This window comes from Natronohydrobacter thiooxidans, from assembly GCF_001884735.1.
Classification (GTDB): Bacteria; Pseudomonadota; Alphaproteobacteria; order Rhodobacterales; family Rhodobacteraceae; genus Roseinatronobacter; species Roseinatronobacter thiooxidans_A.
Map to the genome: position 1 here is coordinate 1 of NZ_MJAP01000004.1, position 18397 is coordinate 18397.

Sequence of the window (18397 nt, forward strand, 5' to 3'; positions counted from 1 at the left end):
GGGGGCAGCCGCCCCCCGACCTTCCCCCCAAACTCACCGCGCCCGCGCGTGATACTCCGGGTTCGGCTCCATCCCGGTCGCCGAGGCCACGCGATTGGACATCGAAAAGAACCCCACCACCGCGATGATGTCGAAAATATCCCGCTCCGAAAACCCGTGCCCGCGCAAGGCGTCCCGATCCGCCTCACTGACCTTCGCGCTCGCTTCCGTCACCAGCGCCGCGAAGTCCAGCATCGCGCGGGTCCGCGCATCCAGAGGGGCGGCGCGGTAATTCATCACCATCGCCTCGCCCAGAGCCGGGTCGCCCGAGAATTCCCGCACCGCCGCGCCATGCGCCACCTGACAATACCAGCAGCGATTGATCGAACTGACCACCACCGCGATCATCTCGCGCTCCAGCTTGCTGAGCCCGCTCTCGCCCAGCATCAGATCATTATACATGGCGATGAACCCGTCGAATTTCGCCATGTCGAACAGGTAAGCGCGCAGCACATTCGGCACGATCCCCAGCTTCTCCTCGCAGATCGCCAGATATTTCTGCGTGCGTTCGGGCAGCGGATCAATCGGGGGCAGGTCGAGTTTCCAGACCAGATCGCTCATGCGGCACTCCCTTCGCGGTAATGGTAGCGGCCAGCGATCTGCATCCCCAGCCCAGCGTAAAGCGCGCGGGCAGGCGCATTGGCCTCGGTCACGGCCAGCGCAAACCACTCCGCCCCCTGCGCTTCGGCCCAATGCGCCGCCCCGCGCATCAGCGTCGCGGCGACGCCCTTGCGCCGCGCGCGCGGCGCGATCTCGATGGCGTGGATCATGGCGATCCGGTCATGGATCGCGGCGAAAGCCGCGCCGCAGGCGCGATCCTCGATCCGCGCGATAAAGCCCGTGCGCGGCGCGCGCGCACGGGCCATCACCGCCAGCCGCGCCGGGCCAATCCCGCCCTCGGCCCAGATATCGCGCATGATCGCCAGCGGCGGCCAGATATCGAAGAGCCGCACCGGGGGCGGCTTCTGCGCCAGACCGGCAATCGGCGCGGCATAGAGCAGCGACGGGTCCAGCACCCGGTAGCCCCGCCCCGCCAGCGCCGCATCCAGTGCCAGATCCTCCGGCCCCAGCCGGAAAAGCGGGGTCTGGCCCAGCGCGCGTTGCGCGGCCTCCGCCAGCGCAATATCGGCATCCGCGCTCAGCGCAGAGGCCGCAGAGACCCGCTTGCCCCCGCCACCGCCCTCGCGCAGGCGCCAGCCGCCCCGGACCTCGACCCGAAGCGCGGGCCAGGTGGCATCGAGCGCGGCCATCAGCCGGGCGGGGTCGGGCAGCCGGGCAGGATCGGGCAGGCTCACGCCACCGCCTCGGGGAAGAGATCGGCGAGCTTGACCAGCGCGGCATCGACCTGCACGGGATCGGCCCCGCGCACCACGACATTCGCGCCATAGGCCCCGTCGCGCTGATAGGGGTAGCAGCCGATCGACAGTTCCGGATGCGCCGAGGCCAGCGCCTGCAACGGGCCCGCGATCTCGCCCTCGCCGCGCGGGATGGTCAGCGACTGGCTGTAAAGCGCGGCCCCCGCCGCGAGCGTCGGCAAAAGGGCCGCCACCATCGCCTGAAACACCGCCGGCACCCCGGCCATGACATGGACATTGCCGAGCGTGAAGCCCGGCGCGCTGGAAACCGGATTGTCGATCAATTGGGCCCCATCGGGGATCCGCGCCATGCGCAGCCTTGCGGCATTCAATTCCAGCCCGGTGCGCTGGTAATGCGCGGCAAGGATCGCGCGGGCATCCTCGCGGATATCGAGGCTGACACCGAAAGCCGCAGCCACTGCATCGGCGGTGATATCATCATGCGTGGGGCCGATCCCGCCCGAGGTGAAGACATGATCATATTCCGCGCGCAAGGCGTTGAGCGCGGCCACGATCCGGTCATGGCGGTCCGAGACGATCCGCACTTCCAAAAGGTCAATCCCGCGCTGCGCAAGTTCCCCCGCCAGAAAATGCATATTCGCGTCGCGCGTGCGCCCCGAGAGGATCTCATCCCCGATGACAAGCATGGCGGCGGTTGGGTTCGGCATGGTCGGTGCTCCTGTGGCGGGTCTTGCCCTCAAGGTATATGCGAGGCCGAGCCGCTGTCCATGCCCGAGTGTATCGAAACCCCCGTTCGGGTAGGGTGCGTGGTGGACCACGCACCTTACACCCGGCCGCGCGATATCTCCTTTTGCTCGCGCGCCCATCCGCTATGCTGGCCGGAACAAACGGCGCTCCGGGGCATTGTTTCCGAAGGCAGATGCAGGAAAGGACATGAGCATGACAGCACGGCATGGCGGGCAGATTCTGGTCGATCAGTTGAAGGCGCAGGGCGTGCGGCGGGTCTTCTCCGTGCCGGGCGAGAGCTTTCTGGCCGCGCTGGACGGGCTTTACGACTCGGGCATCGAGAATATCGTCTGCCGCCACGAAGGCGGCGCCTGCATGATGGCCGAGGCGCATGCCAAACTCACCGGCCAGCCCGGCGTGGTCTTTGTCACGCGCGGGCCAGGGGCCACCAATGCCTCCTGCGGCATCCATGTCGCCAAGCAGGATTCGACGCCACTCATTCTCTTCGTGGGCCAGATCGACAACCGCCACCGCGACCGCGAGGCGTTTCAGGAGGTCGATTACCGCGCCTTTTTCAAACCCATCGCCAAATGGGCCGCCGAGGTGGACCATACCGAGCGCCTGCCCGAATATATCAGCCGCGCCTTTCATCAGGCCCGCGCAGGCCGCCCCGGCCCGGTCGTGCTGGCGCTGCCCGAAAACATCCTCTCCGCCCGCGCCGATGTGCCGGACCTGCCCCCGGTCGCGCCCATGCCGCCCTCGGTCTGCAGCGAACAGATCGACGCAGTGCTGGAGATACTGTGCAAGGCAGAGCGCCCGCTGGTGATCGCAGGCGGCTCGGTCTGGTCCAGCGAGGCCGCACAGGGGCTGGCGGAATTCGCCACGACTTTCGGCCTGCCGGTCTGCGCCACGTTCCGCCGGATGGACCGGATCGACAACCGCCACCCCAATTACGCAGGCGATCTCGCAGTGGGGATGAACCCGAAACTGGCGCAGCGGCTGCAGGACGCCGATTGCCTGCTGGTCCTTGGCGCGCGGCTGGGCGATATCGCGACGGGGGGCTATGAGCTGATCGATCCGGCCGCGCCGGGCAAGACCATCATCCACATCCACCCCGACCCGGATGAGCTGGGCCGCGTCTTCCGCCCCGATCTGGGCCTCGCCGCGCCCGCGGTCGATGTGATCGCGCGGCTCGCCCGGCGCGCGGCGCCCGCGCATCCCGACTGGGCCGAATGGACCACAGCCGCGCACGCGGATTACCTTGACTGGCTGCGCCCGCGCGAGACACCGGGGGCAGTCAAGCTGGAACAGGTGATCCATGATCTGTCCGAAACGCTGCCGGAGAACGCCATCATCACCAATGGCGCGGGCAATTACGCAGCCTTCCTGCATCGCTACCTGCGCGCGCGTGCCTTCCCCGGACATCTCGCGCCCACCTCCGGCTCGATGGGCTATGGCTTTCCGGCGGCGATTGCCGCGAAACTGGAACATCCCGACCGCCCGGTGATCTGTTTCGCGGGCGATGGCTGCTTTCAGATGACGCTGAATGAGCTGTCCACCGCGCGGCAATATGGCGCAAATATCGTGGTGGTGGTGTGCAATAACGGCCAATATGGCACGATCCGCATGCATCAGGAAAAGACCTATCCGGGGCGCGTCAGCGGCACGCAGATGTTCAACCCCGATTATGCCGCCCTTGCCCGCGCGTATGGCGCGCATGGCGAGCGGGTCGAGGCGACGGGCGATTTCGCCGCCGCTTTCGCGCGGGCCACAGAGGCGGGCCGGCCTGCGGTGATCGAACTGGTGCTCGACCCCGACGCGCTGTCGCCCGGGAAAACGCTGCAGGAGATCCGCGCGGGCCAGTGAGCGTGGCGCATGGCCGCGCGGAAGATGAGTATTTGGGGCAAGAAAATGTCAGAGCTTCAGCAGCTCTGGCAGATCGCTCATGGCCCGAAACGGAATCGCCCCTTCAGCCGCCAGATGCGCACCATCGCCCTCGGGCGCGAAGCCGAAGCAACGCATCCCGGCGGCGCGGGCGGCGCGCGCGCCTGTGGCACTGTCCTCGATCACGATGCAGGCGGCGGGGCTACGCCCGAGGCTCTGCGCCGCATGCAGGAAGAGATCCGGCGCGGGTTTGGGCGCGGGCACCTGTTCGGCAGAGAAGATGCGCCCCGCGAGCCGCGCAAGTGTCGCAGGATGCTGGCCCAGCGTGATCTGCATCTTGGCCAGCCGCCCGTTCGAGGCGATGCAATAGGCTCTCCCTGCCGCCTCAAGCCGGTCGAATATCCCGGTGATGCCCGCCACCAGTTCGGTGCCCTCGGCCAGCCGCGCATAGAGCCTTGCATAGAACAGATCCACCCAGTCCAGAGGCAAGGCCGCGCCAAGCGCGCGCGCCTTCTCGGCCACGCCATGCATGGTGCCGCCGATGAAGCTGCCGGTGACCTCCTCCACCGTCATCTCCAGCCCATGAAGCGCAAGCTCGTCGCGCAGCAACAATTGCGTCACCGCCTCGCTGTCCACCACCACGCCGTCGCAGTCGAAAATGATCAGATCAGGGGTCATGGGGCCTCAACACGCAGAAATGTCACATGGGTTTCGCCATAGCGGCGCTGGTCCAGAGGCGTAAAACCGGGGGGCGGCAGTTGCGGCGCGGCCTCTTCCCAGACCACAGTCGCACCGGGCGCGAGCCAGCCGCCCGCACGGGCAGAGGCCAGCGCCGCCTGCCCCAGCCCCTTGCCATAGGGCGGATCGAGAAACACGAGCGTGAACCCCGCGCCGTGATTGGCCCCGAGATCGGTCGCATCGCGGCGATAGAGCTTGGTGATGCCCATGGCGCGCATCTTCTCGATATTCTGGCGCAGCAGCGCGCGCGCGGTCACACCATCATCCACGAAGGTGGCATGGGCCGCCCCGCGCGACAGCGCTTCCAGCCCCAGCGCGCCGGTGCCCGCGAAGAGATCCAGCACCCGCGCGCCGTCCAGCGGCACGCCAAGGCTGTTGATCAGCAGGTTGAAAATCGCCTCGCGCACCCGGTCCGAGGTCGGGCGCAGATGCGCCTGAACATCGCCTGCACCAACCTCCGCCAGCGTCAGCCCGCGCGCGCGCCCGCCGATGATCCTCATGCTTTCAACAACAGTTTGAGGTCGGTGGCAGGGTCGGCCAGCAGCGCGGGTTCAGGCGATTTCCCCTGTTCCAGCAGGCGTTTGCCGACCATATAGGCGCGCGGGTCATTCAGCGCATCGACCGCAAGGAACTTCCCGCCCGCGAAATACCAGTGGCTGCGGGCATCGGCCTCGCGCAGCACCACCCGGTCATAGCCGGTATTCAGCCCGGCGATCTGCAGTTTCAGATCATACTGATCCGACCAGAACCACGGCACCGGCGCATAGTCCTTGCCCGCCCCCAACATATTCGCGGCCACCAGTTCCGCCTGATCAATCGCGTTCTGCACCGATTCCAGCCGCAACTGCGCGCCCCGCCACGGGAAAGAGGCGCAGTCGCCCGCCGCCCAGATATGCGGGTCGGATGTGCGGCCCTGCGCATCCGTCCTGATCCCGTTCTCGATTTCCAGCCCCGCCGCTTCGGCCAGCGCCGTGTCGGGCAGGATGCCGATGCCTGCGATCACAAAATCCGCCGCCAGCCGCCTGCCATCGCTCAGGCTCACGCCCTCGACGCGGCTCGTGCCCTCGATCCGCTCCAGCCCGGTGGCTTCCAGTATCTTCACCCCATGCGCCTGATGCAGCGCGCGGATCGCATCCGAGGTCTCGGGCGCGGCCACGCGCTGCAGGATGCGCGGGGCCATTTCCAGCACGGTGACATCAAGGCCCTTTTTCGCCGCCACAGCCGCCGCTTCCAGCCCGATATAGCCGCCGCCCACAATGACCACGCGCCGCCCTGGCTGAAATTCGGGCGCCATCGCATCGACATCGGCAAGAGCGCGCACCACATGCACCCCCGGCAGATCGCCGCCGATCAGCGCGGGCAAGTGCCGCGGCAGCGATCCGGTGGTCAGCGCCAGCGCGTCATATTCCAGCAGCTCGCCCCCCAGCGTGACAGTGCGGGCCACAGGGTCAATCGCGCTCACCGGCTGGCCAAGACGCAAGGTAATTCCCTGATCGGCATAGAAACTTTCGGGCCGCAGGAACAGCCGCTCCAGTGTCATCTCGCCCAGGAGATAGGCTTTCGACAAGGGCGGGCGCTGATAGGGCGGCACCGGTTCCGCGCCGATCAGCGTGATCTCGCCTGCAAAGCCGAGCATGCGCAGCTTTGCCACCAGCGAGGCCCCGGCCTGCCCGGCCCCGATCACCACAATTCTGTTCATCTGCCCGCTTCCCCTCTGGCTTCGCCCGACTGCAAAGCTATGTTGAACGCACAAGTAATCGCAACAGGGCAAGGAGCCAAGCATGACAATCACGACCGGAGACACATTGCCAGAGGCCACGCTGCTGAGATCGGGCAGCGACGGTCCGCAAGAGGTTGCATTGTCCAGCCTGACCAAAGGCCGCAAAGTTGTCATTTTCGCGCTGCCGGGGGCATTCAGCGGAACCTGCAGCACAGCGCATATGCCCAGCTTCATCAGGAACCGCGATGCCTTCGCCGCCAAGGGCGTCGATGAAATCATCTGCATCGCCGTCAATGACCCTTTCGTGCTGAGCGCCTGGGACGAGGCGACCGGTGCAGGAAAGGCCGGGGTGACGCTGCTCGCGGATGCGGGCGCCGAGTTTACACGCGCCGTCGGCATGGATTTCAGCGCGCCGGCAGTGGGGCTGATCAGCCGCTCGAAACGCTATGCGATGCTGGTCGAGGATGGCAAGGTCGCGATCCTGCAGGCCGAGGAAAACCCCGGTGTCTGCGACGTGTCCGGCGGCGAGGCGCTGCTGGCGTCGATGTGATGGATGGCTGCGCGCTGACGGTGACGCTGGCGGAGAGCCTGACAGAGGTGGACCCCTCTGACTGGGACGCCTGCGCCAATCCCGGCGGCGCGCAGCCCGCGCTTGATCCCTTCACGACATGGCGTTTCCTGCGCGCGCTGGAAGTGTCGCGCTCGGTGGGACCGGGCACTGGCTGGGAGCCGCGCTATCTGATGGTGCATCAGGGCGACGCACTTGTGGCCTGCGCGCCGATGTATGTGAAATCGCATTCGCAGGGCGAGTATATCTTCGACCATGCTTTCGCGCAGGCCTATGCGCGGGCGGGGGGGCGCTATTATCCCAAGCTGCAGGTGGCGGCCCCCTTCACCCCCGCGACCGGGCGGCGCTTCCTGTGCCGCGCGGGGTTTGAAGAACCGGGCATGGCCGCGCTTTTGCAAGCCATGATGCAGATCGCGCGCAACAATCACCTGTCTTCGGCCCATGTCACCTTCTGCACCCGCGCAGAGGCGGAACGCGCCGCGCCACAGGGCTGGCTGCATCGCGTGACCGAACAGTTCCACTGGGAAAATCCAGGCTATGGCAGCTTCGGTGACTTTCTCGCCGCGCTCTCGTCGCGCAAGCGCAAGACCATCCGCAAGGAACGCGCCACCGCGCAGGGCTTCGGCGGCACCATCCACGCGCTGACCGGGGATGATCTGCGCCCCGAGCATTGGGATGCCTTCTGGCAATTCTATCAGGATACCGGCGCGCGCAAATGGGGCACGCCCTATCTGACGCGGGCGTTTTTCGACGAAGTGCAGGCGCATATGCGCGATGACGCGCTGCTGCTGCTGGCAATCCGCAACGGGCAGCCTGTGGCGGGGGCGCTGAATTTCATCGGGCGGGATACGCTTTTCGGGCGCTATTGGGGCTGCATCGAGGATCACCCCTGCCTGCATTTCGAACTCTGCTATTACCGGGCGATGGATTTCGCCATTGCAAGGGGGCTCGCGCGGGTCGAGGCCGGCGCGCAGGGCACGCATAAACTGGCGCGCGGGTATCTGCCCTCAGAGGTGCATTCGCTGCATTACTTCCCCGAGGCCGGTTTTCACCGCGCCGTCGCGCGCTACATTGACGAGGAACGCCGCGCGATTGCGCAGGAGATGGATGTCATGGCGGAATATGCGCCATTCCGCAAAACCGACGGAGGACAGGATGGCTGAAAAGCTGACAGATCGCACCGCACTGGACCCGCTGCTGGCGACAGGCTGGGCGCTGGTCGAGGGGCGCGACGCCATCGCCAAGGAATTCACCTTCAAGGATTTCAACGCCGCTTTCGGCTGGATGACCCGCGTGGCGCTGGTGGCCGAGAAGATGAACCACCACCCGGAATGGTTCAATGTCTACCGCACGGTGAAGGTGACGCTGAGCACGCATGATGCGGGCGGGCTGACAGAACTGGATGTGAAACTGGCGCGCAGGATGGATGCCTTCGCAGACTAGCGCCGGGTCCGATCAGCCTGCGCCACAGCCAGCTTCCCCCCCTGAGCTTCATCTTGCCGAAAAATACTCTCACTGAGTGGCCACGGGCCGCACGGCCCGCCCCCCGTCACCAATGCGCGCGGGCCATATCCGGCGCGCTTTTTCACTGGCCGGGCGACGCGAAACCCCGTATCGCCACATCATGAGCCATTCCCTCTTCCTTGCCTGCCTGCCCGGCCTTGAGCCCACCCTTGCCATGGAGGCAAGCGGCTTAGGCTTCCGCGATCCGCGCCCGGTGCCCGGCGGGGTCGAAACCGCAGGCACTTGGCCCGATATCTGGCGCGCGAATCTCATGCTGCGCACGGCCAGCCGTGTCCTCGTGCGCATCGGCAGTTTCCGCGCCATGCATCTGGCGCAGCTCGACAAACGCGCGCGCAAATTCCCCTGGGGCGAGACCCTGCGCGCCGATATCCCGATCCGCGTCGATGTGAGTTGCACCCGCTCGCGCATCTATCACCAGAAAGCCGCCGCTGAGCGCATCACCCGCGCGATCACCGAAACACTGGGCACGCCCGTCACCGCTGACGCCCCCCTGCGCCTGATGGCGCGGATCGAGGATGATCTGGTGACCTTCTCGCTCGATACATCGGGCGAAGGGCTGCACAAGCGCGGGCATAAACTCGCCACCGGCAAGGCGCCCTTGCGCGAAACCATGGCGGCGGCGTTTCTGATGCAGATGGGGTTCGATGGCAGCCAGCCGGTGATCGACCCGATGTGCGGCTCGGGCACTTTCGTGATCGAGGCCGCCGAGATCGCAATGCAGCTTGCCCCCGGTCGCGCGCGGGAATTCGGCTTTGAACAACTGGCGAGTTTTGATGCCAATGCATGGGACCAGATGCGCAGGCAGAACCCGCGCAAGGTGGCGCGGCAGTTCTTCGGCTATGACCGCGATCAGGGGGCGGTGAAAAACGCCAGCGACAATGCCGCCCGTGCCGGTGTGGCAGAGGTGACGGCCTTCGCCTGCCAGCCGCTGAGTGCGCTGACCCGCCCCGACACTGCGCCTGGATTGATCATGGTGAACCCGCCTTACGGGGCGCGGATCGGCAATCCGAAACTGCTTTACGGGCTCTATGCCAGCCTCGGGGCGGTCGTGAGAGAGCGGTTCAGCGGCTGGCGCGTGGGGCTGGTGACATCCGAGAAGAAACTGGCGCAGGTGACGGGGCTGCCCTTCACCTCTGGGCCGATCCTGCCGCATGGCGGACTGAAAGTGCAGTTCTACCAGACCCCGCCCTTGTGAGGGGCCGTAAGTAGGGTGCGTGCTCAGCACGCACCCTACTTGCGCGGTGCATCGGGATCGGGCTGGCCGATCCCCTTGAACAGCCGCTTCAGCGGCAGCGCCCAGACAATCCCCAGCGCCACATAGATCGCCAGTTCCAGCAGAAAGGGCGGGCGGTCAAAGAGCTCGATCACATTCACCGCCACCACGATGTAAAGCGGCAGCGCCACCACCAGCGCCACCAGCGCCCAGCGTTTTCTGGCTTTGTAGGAGAGCGCCATCAGTCTGCAAACGGGTCGGTGACAAGAATGGTGTCATCGCGCTCGGGCGAGGTGGACAGCAGCGCCACCGGGCAGTCGATCAACTCTTCCACGCGGCGCACATATTTGATCGCATTCGCAGGCAGATCGGCCCATGACCGCGCCCCTTCGGTCGATTCCGACCAGCCCGGCAATTCCTCATAGATCGGCCGGCAGCGTGCCTGTTGGTCAGCCGCCGTGGGCAGGTAATCCAGCCGCTGCCCGTCCAGATCATAGCCCACACAGACCTTGAGGGTCTCGAACCCGTCCAGCACATCGAGCTTGGTCAGCGCGATCCCGGTCACGCCCGAAGTGGCGCAGGTCTGGCGCAACAGACAGGCATCGAACCAGCCGCAGCGGCGCTTGCGGCCCGTGACCGTGCCGAATTCCCGCCCGCGTGTGCCCAGCCGCTCGCCATCTTCATCATTGAGTTCCGTCGGAAACGGCCCCTCGCCCACCCGCGTCGTATAGGCTTTCACGATGCCGAGGACGAAATCCACCGCACCGGGCCCAACCCCCACCCCGGTCGCGGCCTGACCTGCAATCACATTGGACGAGGTGACATAAGGATAAGTCCCGAAATCCACATCCAGAAGCGCGCCCTGCGCGCCCTCGAACAGGATGCGCTTTCCGGCGCGGCGCTTGTCATTCAGCACTTTCCAGACGGGGGCTGCATATTTCAGCAATTCCGGCGCGATCTCGCGCAGGCTGACCAGCAGCGCCTCGCGGTCGATCGCCTCCATCCCCAGCCCCGCGCGCAGCGCATTGTGATGCACCAAAGCCCGGTCCACGCGGGTCTGCAAGGTCGCCTCATCGGCCAGATCAGCCACGCGGATCACGCGGCGGCCCACCTTATCCTCATAGGCCGGGCCGATCCCGCGCCCGGTGGTGCCGATCTTGGCCACCGCATTCTGCGCCTCGCGCGCGCGGTCCAGCTCGCCATGAAACGGCAGGATCAGCGGCGTGTTCTCGGCAATCATCAGCGTTTCAGGCGTGATTTCGACGCCCTGTGCGCGAATCGTTTCGATTTCCTTGATCAGATGCCAGGGGTCCAGAACGACCCCGTTGCCAATGACCGACAGCTTGCCGCCGCGCACCACGCCCGAAGGCAGCGCATTCAGCTTGTAGACCTTGCCGTCAATCACGAGCGTATGGCCCGCATTATGCCCGCCCTGAAACCGCGCCACCACATCGGCGCGTTCCGAGAGCCAGTCCACGATCTTGCCCTTCCCCTCGTCGCCCCATTGCGCGCCGACCACAACGACATTGGCCATCCTGCATCCCTTCCGCGATCATGCAATCCGACAGCCCTTCTATCCGCAGCGCGTGCCGGGTGAAACCCGAAATAGTGGCGCAGGGGGCGCAACCGGACAAAGAAACAGGGGTTGCGGCAGAGCGGCACAGCGCCTAAGTAGACCCGAAGATCCAAAGGCGGGTTTCCTGATGCAGAATGTCGTTCTGATTGTCCATCTCTTGCTGGCGCTGGTGCTGATCGGCGTCGTGCTGTTGCAGCGCTCCGAAGGGGGCGGGCTTGGCATTGGCGGGGGTGATGGCAACCCGAGCGCGGGGCGTCCGCCCCTGACGGCCATGGCGAAACTGACCTGGGGTCTGGCCGCGGCCTTCATCGCGACCTCGCTGACGCTGACGATTCTGGCCGCGCAGCAATCGGCGACCACTTCGGTCCTCGACCGGCTTGGCGTGCCCACGGCACCCAGCGCGCCCGCAGCGCCCAGCCTGCCCGCAGGCGACAGCCTGCTGCCGCCCTCGGTGGCGGATGACACGCTGGCCCCGCCGCCCGCAGACTGAGCGACAGCCACATTCCTTAGCGGAGGGGCGGGTTTTGCCTGCCCCTATCTTGCGGTTTTTTCCAAACTCGATTATGGCTCGACTCCCGTGATGGGATGCGCGTGACGGCGGAGCCTTGAGCAGTTCAAGCAATCACGGGGGCCCCTCATGGCGCGATATGTTTTCATCACCGGCGGCGTGGTCTCAAGCCTCGGCAAGGGGCTTGCCTCGGCGGCTCTGGGGGCACTCCTGCAGGCGCGCGGCTTCACCGTGCGGCTGCGCAAGCTCGATCCCTATCTGAATGTCGATCCCGGCACGATGTCACCTTTCGAGCATGGCGAGGTTTTCGTCACCGATGACGGGGCCGAAACCGATCTCGATCTCGGCCATTACGAGCGCTTCACCGGGGTTGCCGCGCGCAAGACCGATTCGGTCTCCTCGGGGCGGATCTATTCCAATGTGTTGGAGAAGGAACGCCGCGGCGATTATCTGGGCAAGACGATTCAGGTCGTCCCGCATGTGACCAATGAGATCAAGGAATTCCTTGCCATCGGCGAGGATGAGGTCGATTTCATGCTCTGCGAAATCGGCGGCACTGTGGGCGATATCGAAGGTCTGCCGTTTTTCGAGGCCATCCGCCAGTTCAGCCATGAACGCCCGCGCGGGCAATGCATCTTCATGCATCTGACGCTCCTGCCCTATCTGGCAGCGAGCGGAGAGCTGAAAACCAAACCCACGCAGCATTCGGTCAAGGAATTGCAAAGTATCGGGATTGCCCCCGATGTGCTGGTCTGCCGCTCGGAACAGCCCATCCCCGAGAAAGAACGCCAGAAGATCGCGCTGTTTTGCAATGTGCGCCCCGATGCGGTGATCCCGGCCTATGACCTGAGTTCGATCTATGAAGCGCCGCTGGCCTATCACGCGGCGGGGCTGGATCAGGCGGTGCTCGATGCTTTCGGCATCACCCCCGCGCCGCGCCCCAATCTGGAGCGCTGGGAAGATGTGATCGACCGGCTGAAAAACCCCGAAGGCACGGTGCGGATCGCCATTGTCGGCAAATATGTCCAGCTTGAGGACGCCTATAAATCGATCAAGGAAGCGCTGGTGCATGGCGGTATCGCCAATCGCGTGCGCGTGCAGGTCGAATGGATCGACGCGAGTGTGTTCGACAGCGAAGACCCGGGCCCCCATCTGGAAAATTTCCATGCGATCCTTGTGCCCGGCGGTTTCGGCGAACGCGGCACCGAGGGCAAGATCCGCGCCGCCACCTATGCCCGGACCAAGAAGATCCCCTATTTCGGCATCTGTCTGGGCATGCAGATGGCGGTGATCGAGGCCGCGCGCAATCTCGCCGAGATCACCGATGCCGGATCCGAGGAATTCGACCATGAGGCGGGCAAGAAACGCTTTACCCCCGTGGTCTATCACCTGAAAGAATGGGTGCAGGGCAATCACAAGGTCGAGCGCAAACTCGGCGATGACAAGGGCGGCACGATGCGGCTCGGGGCCTATAACGCGACGCTGCGCGAAGGCTCGCGCGTGGCCCAGATCTATGGCAGCACCGCCATCGAGGAACGCCACCGCCACCGCTATGAAGTGGACACGAAGTTCCGCGAGGCGCTGGAAGGGCGTGGCCTGACCTTTTCGGGCATGTCACCGGATGGCAAACTGCCCGAGATCGTCGAGCATGAGGGCCACCCCTGGTTCATCGGCGTCCAGTTCCACCCCGAGCTGAAATCCAAACCCTTCGACCCGCACCCGCTTTTCGCCGATTTCGTGCGCGCGGCGGTCGAGGTGTCGCGTCTGGTGTGAGCGCCGGAATGAAACAGGACCGCCGGTCTCCCGCGCGGTCCTGCAACCTGCCTGATAGTGGATAACGAGGGACTACCTTATCAGATAGGTGATCAGCCCGGCCCAGAAGGGCAGGGCCAGGAGCAGGATCAGCCCCAGCAGCATCGCAGGCTGCAACCAGCGCTTCTCCTCATCCGGCCATGCGCCCGGCTGCGCCAGCGGCAGACCGGGTGTGGATTCGCGGTCAGTCTCGATCCCCAGACGGGCGCAGTAGATTTCATTGTTCTGCACCGCCAGCTGCATGGCATGGTCGAAACTGCTGCGCATCAGCGGCATGCGCAGAGACGCATCGCAGATCGCCAGACGTGTGGTCGAGAACTCGTCATAGGTGAAAGAAGACGAGATCAGGATGATCGGCATCATCGGCGCCTGCTCGCGGATCCGCAGGCAGCGGGTGATGAAACTGTTCATGTCCTCGCTCTCGCTGCGCTCCAGAAACAGCATGCAGCGTGAATGCACATTCTTCAGCGCCTGATCGAACAGTTGCTCATCATTGCGCAGGTGAATGGACATCCCGCCACTCTCATAGATGCGCCCCCGCAGAAAACGGGTCTCTTCATCGCTCTGCGTGAAAAGATACACGGTCCAGTCCGCCAGCGCGGCACGCTGCGGGAAATCGGGAAAATGGATACGCGACGCGTCCATGCCGAACTTCCGATCTATTGCTTCGAGCAGCATTGCCGTATCCCCAACGCATTCCGCACGAGCACCCCCAAGGATTCAACCTTAAAGTGTTCTTAACGAAGTATCATATTGATACCAAAGGCAGTCAAGAGTATTTTTAACATATAAATCTACCTGTGGTTGTGATCGCCAGATGCGACATTTAATCCTTTGAAAGGATATCGTTTTATCAATAAGTATGATACCAAATAACCGTGATTTCCGGATGAAGTCACAAAATCATGTGGTTGCAACCCCCTGCAAAGTACCATAACCGCACCTAACGGAGGAGAACTGAACGGGTGAGTCTAAAAACACTGGCGCAACTTCTGGAAATGGTTGCCGGCCTGCAGCGGGATCTTGGACTGGAGGACGCCCTGCCTCTGGAACGCGATATCCTCGCAGTCTTGGGTGCCTTGAGCAGAGAAGGACAAAGCGATGTCAGAACGGAATCACTCATGGAACACCCGCTCCTTGCGGATGTGCCCAAAGCGTCCTTCCACCGCGCGCTGCGCTCCCTCCTGAAGCGTGGACTGATCCAGCATGCCGATGGCTACAAAACAGGCCGCTATCGATTATCCCCGCATTTCTGACAGCATTGCGGGCGCGTGATGGTTCGCGTCATCGCCATCGCCGCGCTGTGCTATCTGATCCTGCATTTCGCGCTCCACGCGCTGCAGATCCATGCGATCCAGCCGCTGCAATATGCGCTGATCGGGGATCTGGCCCCCGTCCTTCTGGTGTTTCCGATCCATGGCCTGCGCGTGCTCTGCGCCTGGTATTTCGGGCTCTGGAGCGTGGTCATCATGGCCCCGACCGCGCTGCTGCTCTTTGCCATGCACCTCATCGATCCGGGTCATGATCCGCTGTCCCTGACCCATCTGGCAATCAAGGCAACCTTTCTGTTCAGCGCACCGGCCAGTTTCTGGATCATCAGGGCCTGTCTGGCCCGGCCCGATGACCATATGGCGCTCGAATGGCGCGTGATCATGCTGGTCGGGTTGCTGTCGGGCCTGATCAATGTGCTGGTCATCGGCCTGTTGCAACCGCCCAGCGCCGACGGTCAGGAAATCATGGTCTGGCTGCTGTCCATGCTGGTGGGCTACATGGCCGGGGTGTTCCTGCTGCTCCTGCTGATTCTCATGGCGCTGCGCGTGACGAAACGGGTGATCCGCCGCTTCATGTAGCCCATGTTCCAGCGCTGCGCCGCCAGTTGTGCGGGCCGTGGAAATATGCCATGTCTCGCGCATGACAAACGCAATCGAATCCCGCCTGGCCGAACTTGGCCTCTCGCTGCCCGAAGCGCCTGCGCCTGCGGCAAATTATGTCCCCTTCGTGCAAAGCGGGTCGCTCGTCTTCATCTCGGGACAGATCAGTTCCGGGCCGGACGGGCTGATCTGCGGCAAGCTGGGCAGCGATCTGTCCGTCGAGCAGGGAACGACTGCCGCCCGTGCCTGTGGGCTGGCGCTGGTCGCGCAGCTGCGCGCGGCCTGCGGCGGCGATCTGACGCGGGTGCGGCGCGTGGTCAAGCTGACCGGTTTCGTCAATTGCACGCCCGATTTCACCGACCAGCCCAAGGTGGTGAATGGCTGCTCGGATCTGATGGTCGCGATTTTCGGCGAGGCCGGGCGCCATGCGCGGGCCGCTGTCGGGGCCCCTGCCCTGCCGCTTGGTGTCGCCGTGGAAATCGAGGGCATCTTCGAGATTGCCTGAACAGCCCGCGCGCCTGCCCGCAAGCCTTCTCGCCCGCCCGGTCGCGCATCGCGGCCTGCATGGTGCAGGCCGGCCGGAAAACTCGGCTTCCGCCATCCGCGCCGCCCTGCAGGCGGGCTATGGGATCGAGATCGACCTGCAGCTCAGCGCCGATGGCGTGGCGATGGTGTTCCATGACGCGACGCTGGAGCGGCTGACCGAAGCGCAAGGCCCCGTGTGCGCGCGCCGCGCGCAGGAATTGAGCCAAATCCCGCTCCGGGGCAGCACCGAGCCGATCCCAACCCTGCGCGAGGTGCTCACGCTGGTCGCGGGACAGGCCCCGCTTCTCATCGAGATCAAGGACCAGACCGGCACGCTCTCGCCCGGCCCCGAGGTGCTGGAACAGGCGGTTGCGCGCGATCTCGCGGGCTACCGCGGCGATGTGGCGCTGATGTCCTTCAACCCGGCCTGCGTCACCGCGCTGGCCCGCCTCGCCCCGGACCGCCCACGCGGGCTGACCACCTGTGCCTTTGCACCCGAGGACTGGCCCGATCTGACCGCAGAGCGGCGCAGCGCCCTTGCCGCAATCCCCGATTTCGACACCGCCGGATGCAGCTTCATCTCGCATGACTGGACCGATCTGGGGGCCGCCCCTGTCGCCGCACTGGCCCGGCGCGATATCCCCATCCTGTGCTGGACGATCCGCAGCCCCGCGCAGGAACAGACCGCGCGCACCGTCGCGCAGAACATCACTTTCGAGAATTACCTGCCGTAGCGCGCCAGAAACATCGTCACAGCCCCTTCCACGGTCCGCGAAATCTCGGCCTCGGTGACCTCGCTCTGCACCCCGCACAAGAGCCGGTCACAGATCGTCGTCTGCACAAGCTGGCAAAACTGATCCGCCGCGAGATCAATATCCTCGATCTGCAAGGCGCCCCGCGCGCAAGCTGCGCGCAGATAGCTCCCCAACCGCTCGCGCCCCAGTTCAGGGCCGTTCTCGTAAAAGGCGCGGCCAATCTCGGGGAAGCGCGGGGTTTCGGTCACGCAGATCCGATACATCGCCTGCGCGAAATCCGAGATCATATATTCCAGCATCCGCCGCCCGGCATCGCGCAAGGCGCGTTCGGGCGGCAGATGGCTATCGGTCAACTCGACCGCCGAATCCGCCAGCCGCAGGATCTCGGTGCGGTAGACTTCGCTGAACAAAAGCCGCTTTTCGGGGAAATAGCTGTAGAGCGTGGCTTTCGACACCCCCGCCACACGCGCGATCTCGTCAACGCTGGCACGCTCATAGCCCATTTCGACAAAGACTGCGCGCGCGCCGTCAAGCACCTGATCATATTTGCGACCCTGGCGGTTAATCATGGCTGAGATCGTCATCGCTCCTCCTGTCAACCTCTAGATAGTGCCTTGCGCCGCAAAGGAAAAGCGGCACTGACTGGAAGTGCCGCGAATCGCATGTTAACACGTTCAGGATATGATCGAGATCTTCCTCAAGACCCTGCCCTTTTTCGGCCTGATCGGGCTGGGCTTTGGCGCAGGCCGATCCGGTTTCTTCCCGCCCGAGGCAACCGCCTATCTGACGAAATTCGTGTTCTATTTCGCGCTTTCGGCCATGCTTTTCGGCCTCGCCGCCAATCTGACACTGGCCGATCTGCTCGATGCACGCGCCGCCGCGGCCTATTTGCTCGCCTGCGCGATGCTCTATCTGCTGGTCATGGCGATTGCCTTCCTGCGCCGAGCACGCATGGAAGAAGCCCTGATCGAGGCGCATTGCACGATCATCGGCAATACCGGCTTTCTGGGCGTGCCGCTGCTGGTGGTGCTGCTTGGCCCCGGCTCGGTGCCGACCGTGCTTCTGATCCTGACCATCGACCTGATCGTGTTCTCCTCCCTGTTCACCATGATCATCACCCTCTCGCGCGATGGCCGCATCGACCGCAGCCTGCCGCGCAAATTGACGGTGGCGGTGCTGAAAAATCCGATGGTTGTGGCCATGGCGCTGGGGATCGCATGGTCCGGCACCGGCCTCGGCGTGCCCAGGATCGCCAATGACTTCCTGACCCTGCTGGGCGCCGCCGCCACCCCTTGCGCGCTCTTCGCCATCGGCGCCTCGCTCGCCGACAAGAAGGTGGAACGCCTCGCCATCGTCACATGGCTGTCTTTCGGCAAGCTGGTGCTGCACCCGGCGCTGACCGCCGTCGCAGCGCTTGTCCTGTTCCGGGTCGAACCGCAGGTGGCGGGCGTCCTGATCGCCGCTGCGGCCCTGCCGGTGGCGGGCAATGTCTTCATTCTGGCCCAGCATTACAATGCCGGCCCCGCCCGCGTGTCGGCCACGATCCTCGTCTCGACGCTTCTGAGCATCGCAACTGTGCCCGTCGTGATTGCATGGGTCACAGGCTTCTAGACCAACGACAA

At 64.7% G+C, this 18397-nt stretch carries 22 protein-coding genes; 12 read left to right on the forward strand and 10 right to left on the reverse strand.

What is annotated here, in order from left to right:
• Positions 1-33 precede the first annotated feature (33 nt).
• Genes BG457_RS05745 through BG457_RS05755 form a run of 3 tightly spaced genes read right to left on the reverse strand, consistent with a single transcriptional unit; the run spans position 34 to position 2062 of the window.
• Positions 34-600 carry a peroxidase-related enzyme gene (locus BG457_RS05745; protein WP_071796085.1) on the reverse strand — a complete coding sequence of 189 codons (567 nt, stop codon included), beginning with the start codon at positions 598-600 and terminating at the stop codon, positions 34-36.
• Complete coding sequence (locus tag BG457_RS05750) at positions 597-1289, reverse strand: GNAT family N-acetyltransferase (protein WP_071796119.1); 693 nt, start codon at positions 1287-1289, stop codon at positions 597-599. The genes BG457_RS05745 and BG457_RS05750 overlap by 4 nt, the downstream gene beginning before the upstream one ends.
• A 41-nt stretch (positions 1290-1330) precedes the next feature.
• Positions 1331-2062, reverse strand: coding sequence for a competence/damage-inducible protein A (locus BG457_RS05755; RefSeq protein WP_071796086.1), 732 nt, complete (start codon positions 2060-2062; stop codon positions 1331-1333).
• 226 nt (positions 2063-2288) lie between these two features.
• Here BG457_RS05755 and BG457_RS05760 point away from each other — a divergent pair, with 226 nt between their 5' ends.
• A complete protein-coding gene (locus tag BG457_RS05760) occupies positions 2289-3947 on the forward strand; it encodes a thiamine pyrophosphate-binding protein (protein ID WP_071796087.1) in 1659 nt (552 codons plus the stop codon).
• A gap of 48 nt (positions 3948-3995) precedes the next feature.
• On the opposite strand, the gene BG457_RS05765 is transcribed toward BG457_RS05760, so the two are convergent.
• The 3 genes from BG457_RS05765 to BG457_RS05775 are packed head-to-tail and all read right to left on the reverse strand — an operon-like array spanning position 3996 to position 6402.
• Positions 3996-4643, reverse strand: a complete 648-nt coding sequence (locus BG457_RS05765; RefSeq protein WP_071796088.1) for an HAD family hydrolase — start codon at positions 4641-4643, stop codon at positions 3996-3998.
• A complete protein-coding gene (rsmD, locus tag BG457_RS05770; RefSeq protein WP_071796089.1) occupies positions 4640-5203 on the reverse strand; it encodes a 16S rRNA (guanine(966)-N(2))-methyltransferase RsmD in 564 nt (187 codons plus the stop codon). Before rsmD ends, BG457_RS05765 begins: the two co-directional genes overlap by 4 nt.
• Positions 5200-6402 (reverse strand): NAD(P)/FAD-dependent oxidoreductase, encoded by a 1203-nt coding sequence (locus BG457_RS05775; protein ID WP_071796090.1) that lies wholly within the window; start codon positions 6400-6402, stop codon positions 5200-5202. The genes rsmD and BG457_RS05775 overlap by 4 nt, the downstream gene beginning before the upstream one ends.
• Before the next feature lie 82 nt (positions 6403-6484).
• On the opposite strand from BG457_RS05775, the gene BG457_RS05780 reads away from it, so the two are divergent.
• The 4 genes from BG457_RS05780 to BG457_RS05795 all read left to right on the forward strand — a co-directional run bounded on the left by BG457_RS05780 (position 6485) and on the right by BG457_RS05795 (position 9710).
• On the forward strand, positions 6485-6973 hold the full coding sequence (locus BG457_RS05780; protein WP_071796091.1) for a peroxiredoxin: 489 nt from the start codon (positions 6485-6487) through the stop codon (positions 6971-6973).
• The gene (locus BG457_RS05785; protein WP_071796092.1) at positions 6973-8154 is read left to right on the forward strand and encodes a GNAT family N-acetyltransferase; all 1182 of its coding nucleotides are present in this window, start codon (positions 6973-6975) and stop codon (positions 8152-8154) included. The genes BG457_RS05780 and BG457_RS05785 overlap by 1 nt, the downstream gene beginning before the upstream one ends.
• The gene (locus BG457_RS05790; RefSeq protein ID WP_071796093.1) at positions 8147-8434 is read left to right on the forward strand and encodes a 4a-hydroxytetrahydrobiopterin dehydratase; all 288 of its coding nucleotides are present in this window, start codon (positions 8147-8149) and stop codon (positions 8432-8434) included. The genes BG457_RS05785 and BG457_RS05790 overlap by 8 nt, the downstream gene beginning before the upstream one ends.
• Before the next feature lie 181 nt (positions 8435-8615).
• Entirely contained in the window at positions 8616-9710 is a 1095-nt protein-coding gene (locus BG457_RS05795) for a THUMP domain-containing class I SAM-dependent RNA methyltransferase (protein WP_071796094.1), read from the forward strand.
• Between the two features lie 35 nt (positions 9711-9745).
• On the opposite strand, the gene BG457_RS05800 is transcribed toward BG457_RS05795, so the two are convergent.
• Together BG457_RS05800 and BG457_RS05805 are read right to left on the reverse strand one after the other, a co-directional pair.
• On the reverse strand, positions 9746-9970 hold the full coding sequence (locus BG457_RS05800; protein WP_071796095.1) for a DUF2842 domain-containing protein: 225 nt from the start codon (positions 9968-9970) through the stop codon (positions 9746-9748).
• Positions 9970-11262 (reverse strand): adenylosuccinate synthase, encoded by a 1293-nt coding sequence (locus BG457_RS05805; protein ID WP_071796096.1) that lies wholly within the window; start codon positions 11260-11262, stop codon positions 9970-9972. Before BG457_RS05805 ends, BG457_RS05800 begins: the two co-directional genes overlap by 1 nt.
• A 169-nt stretch (positions 11263-11431) precedes the next feature.
• Between BG457_RS05805 and secG the strand changes: the two genes are divergently transcribed.
• Together secG and BG457_RS05815 are read left to right on the forward strand one after the other, a co-directional pair.
• Positions 11432-11794: a preprotein translocase subunit SecG gene (gene secG, locus BG457_RS05810; protein WP_071796097.1), complete on the forward strand. Its 363-nt coding sequence runs from the start codon at positions 11432-11434 to the stop codon at positions 11792-11794.
• A 147-nt stretch (positions 11795-11941) separates the two neighbouring features.
• Complete coding sequence (locus tag BG457_RS05815) at positions 11942-13585, forward strand: CTP synthase (RefSeq protein ID WP_071796098.1); 1644 nt, start codon at positions 11942-11944, stop codon at positions 13583-13585.
• A 72-nt stretch (positions 13586-13657) separates the two neighbouring features.
• On the opposite strand, the gene BG457_RS05820 is transcribed toward BG457_RS05815, so the two are convergent.
• A complete protein-coding gene (locus BG457_RS05820) occupies positions 13658-14302 on the reverse strand; it encodes a hypothetical protein (RefSeq protein WP_071796099.1) in 645 nt (214 codons plus the stop codon).
• A 287-nt stretch (positions 14303-14589) separates the two neighbouring features.
• On the opposite strand from BG457_RS05820, the gene BG457_RS05825 reads away from it, so the two are divergent.
• The 4 genes from BG457_RS05825 to BG457_RS05840 all read left to right on the forward strand — a co-directional run bounded on the left by BG457_RS05825 (position 14590) and on the right by BG457_RS05840 (position 16754).
• Positions 14590-14880, forward strand: a complete 291-nt coding sequence (locus BG457_RS05825; RefSeq protein WP_139257566.1) for a hypothetical protein — start codon at positions 14590-14592, stop codon at positions 14878-14880.
• A gap of 15 nt (positions 14881-14895) precedes the next feature.
• The gene (locus BG457_RS05830) at positions 14896-15474 is read left to right on the forward strand and encodes a hypothetical protein (protein ID WP_139257567.1); all 579 of its coding nucleotides are present in this window, start codon (positions 14896-14898) and stop codon (positions 15472-15474) included.
• A 61-nt stretch (positions 15475-15535) separates the two neighbouring features.
• Entirely contained in the window at positions 15536-16000 is a 465-nt protein-coding gene (locus tag BG457_RS05835) for a RidA family protein (protein ID WP_071796102.1), read from the forward strand.
• Positions 15993-16754 (forward strand): glycerophosphodiester phosphodiesterase family protein, encoded by a 762-nt coding sequence (locus BG457_RS05840; protein WP_071796103.1) that lies wholly within the window; start codon positions 15993-15995, stop codon positions 16752-16754. Before BG457_RS05835 ends, BG457_RS05840 begins: the two co-directional genes overlap by 8 nt.
• Here BG457_RS05840 and BG457_RS05845 read toward each other — a convergent pair.
• Positions 16742-17359 (reverse strand): TetR/AcrR family transcriptional regulator, encoded by a 618-nt coding sequence (locus tag BG457_RS05845; RefSeq protein ID WP_071796104.1) that lies wholly within the window; start codon positions 17357-17359, stop codon positions 16742-16744. The two genes, BG457_RS05840 and BG457_RS05845, sit on opposite strands and share 13 nt — an antisense overlap.
• Positions 17360-17456: 97 nt before the next feature.
• Between BG457_RS05845 and BG457_RS05850 the strand changes: the two genes are divergently transcribed.
• Positions 17457-18386, forward strand: a complete 930-nt coding sequence (locus tag BG457_RS05850; RefSeq protein ID WP_071796105.1) for an AEC family transporter — start codon at positions 17457-17459, stop codon at positions 18384-18386.
• Positions 18387-18397 lie beyond the last annotated feature (11 nt).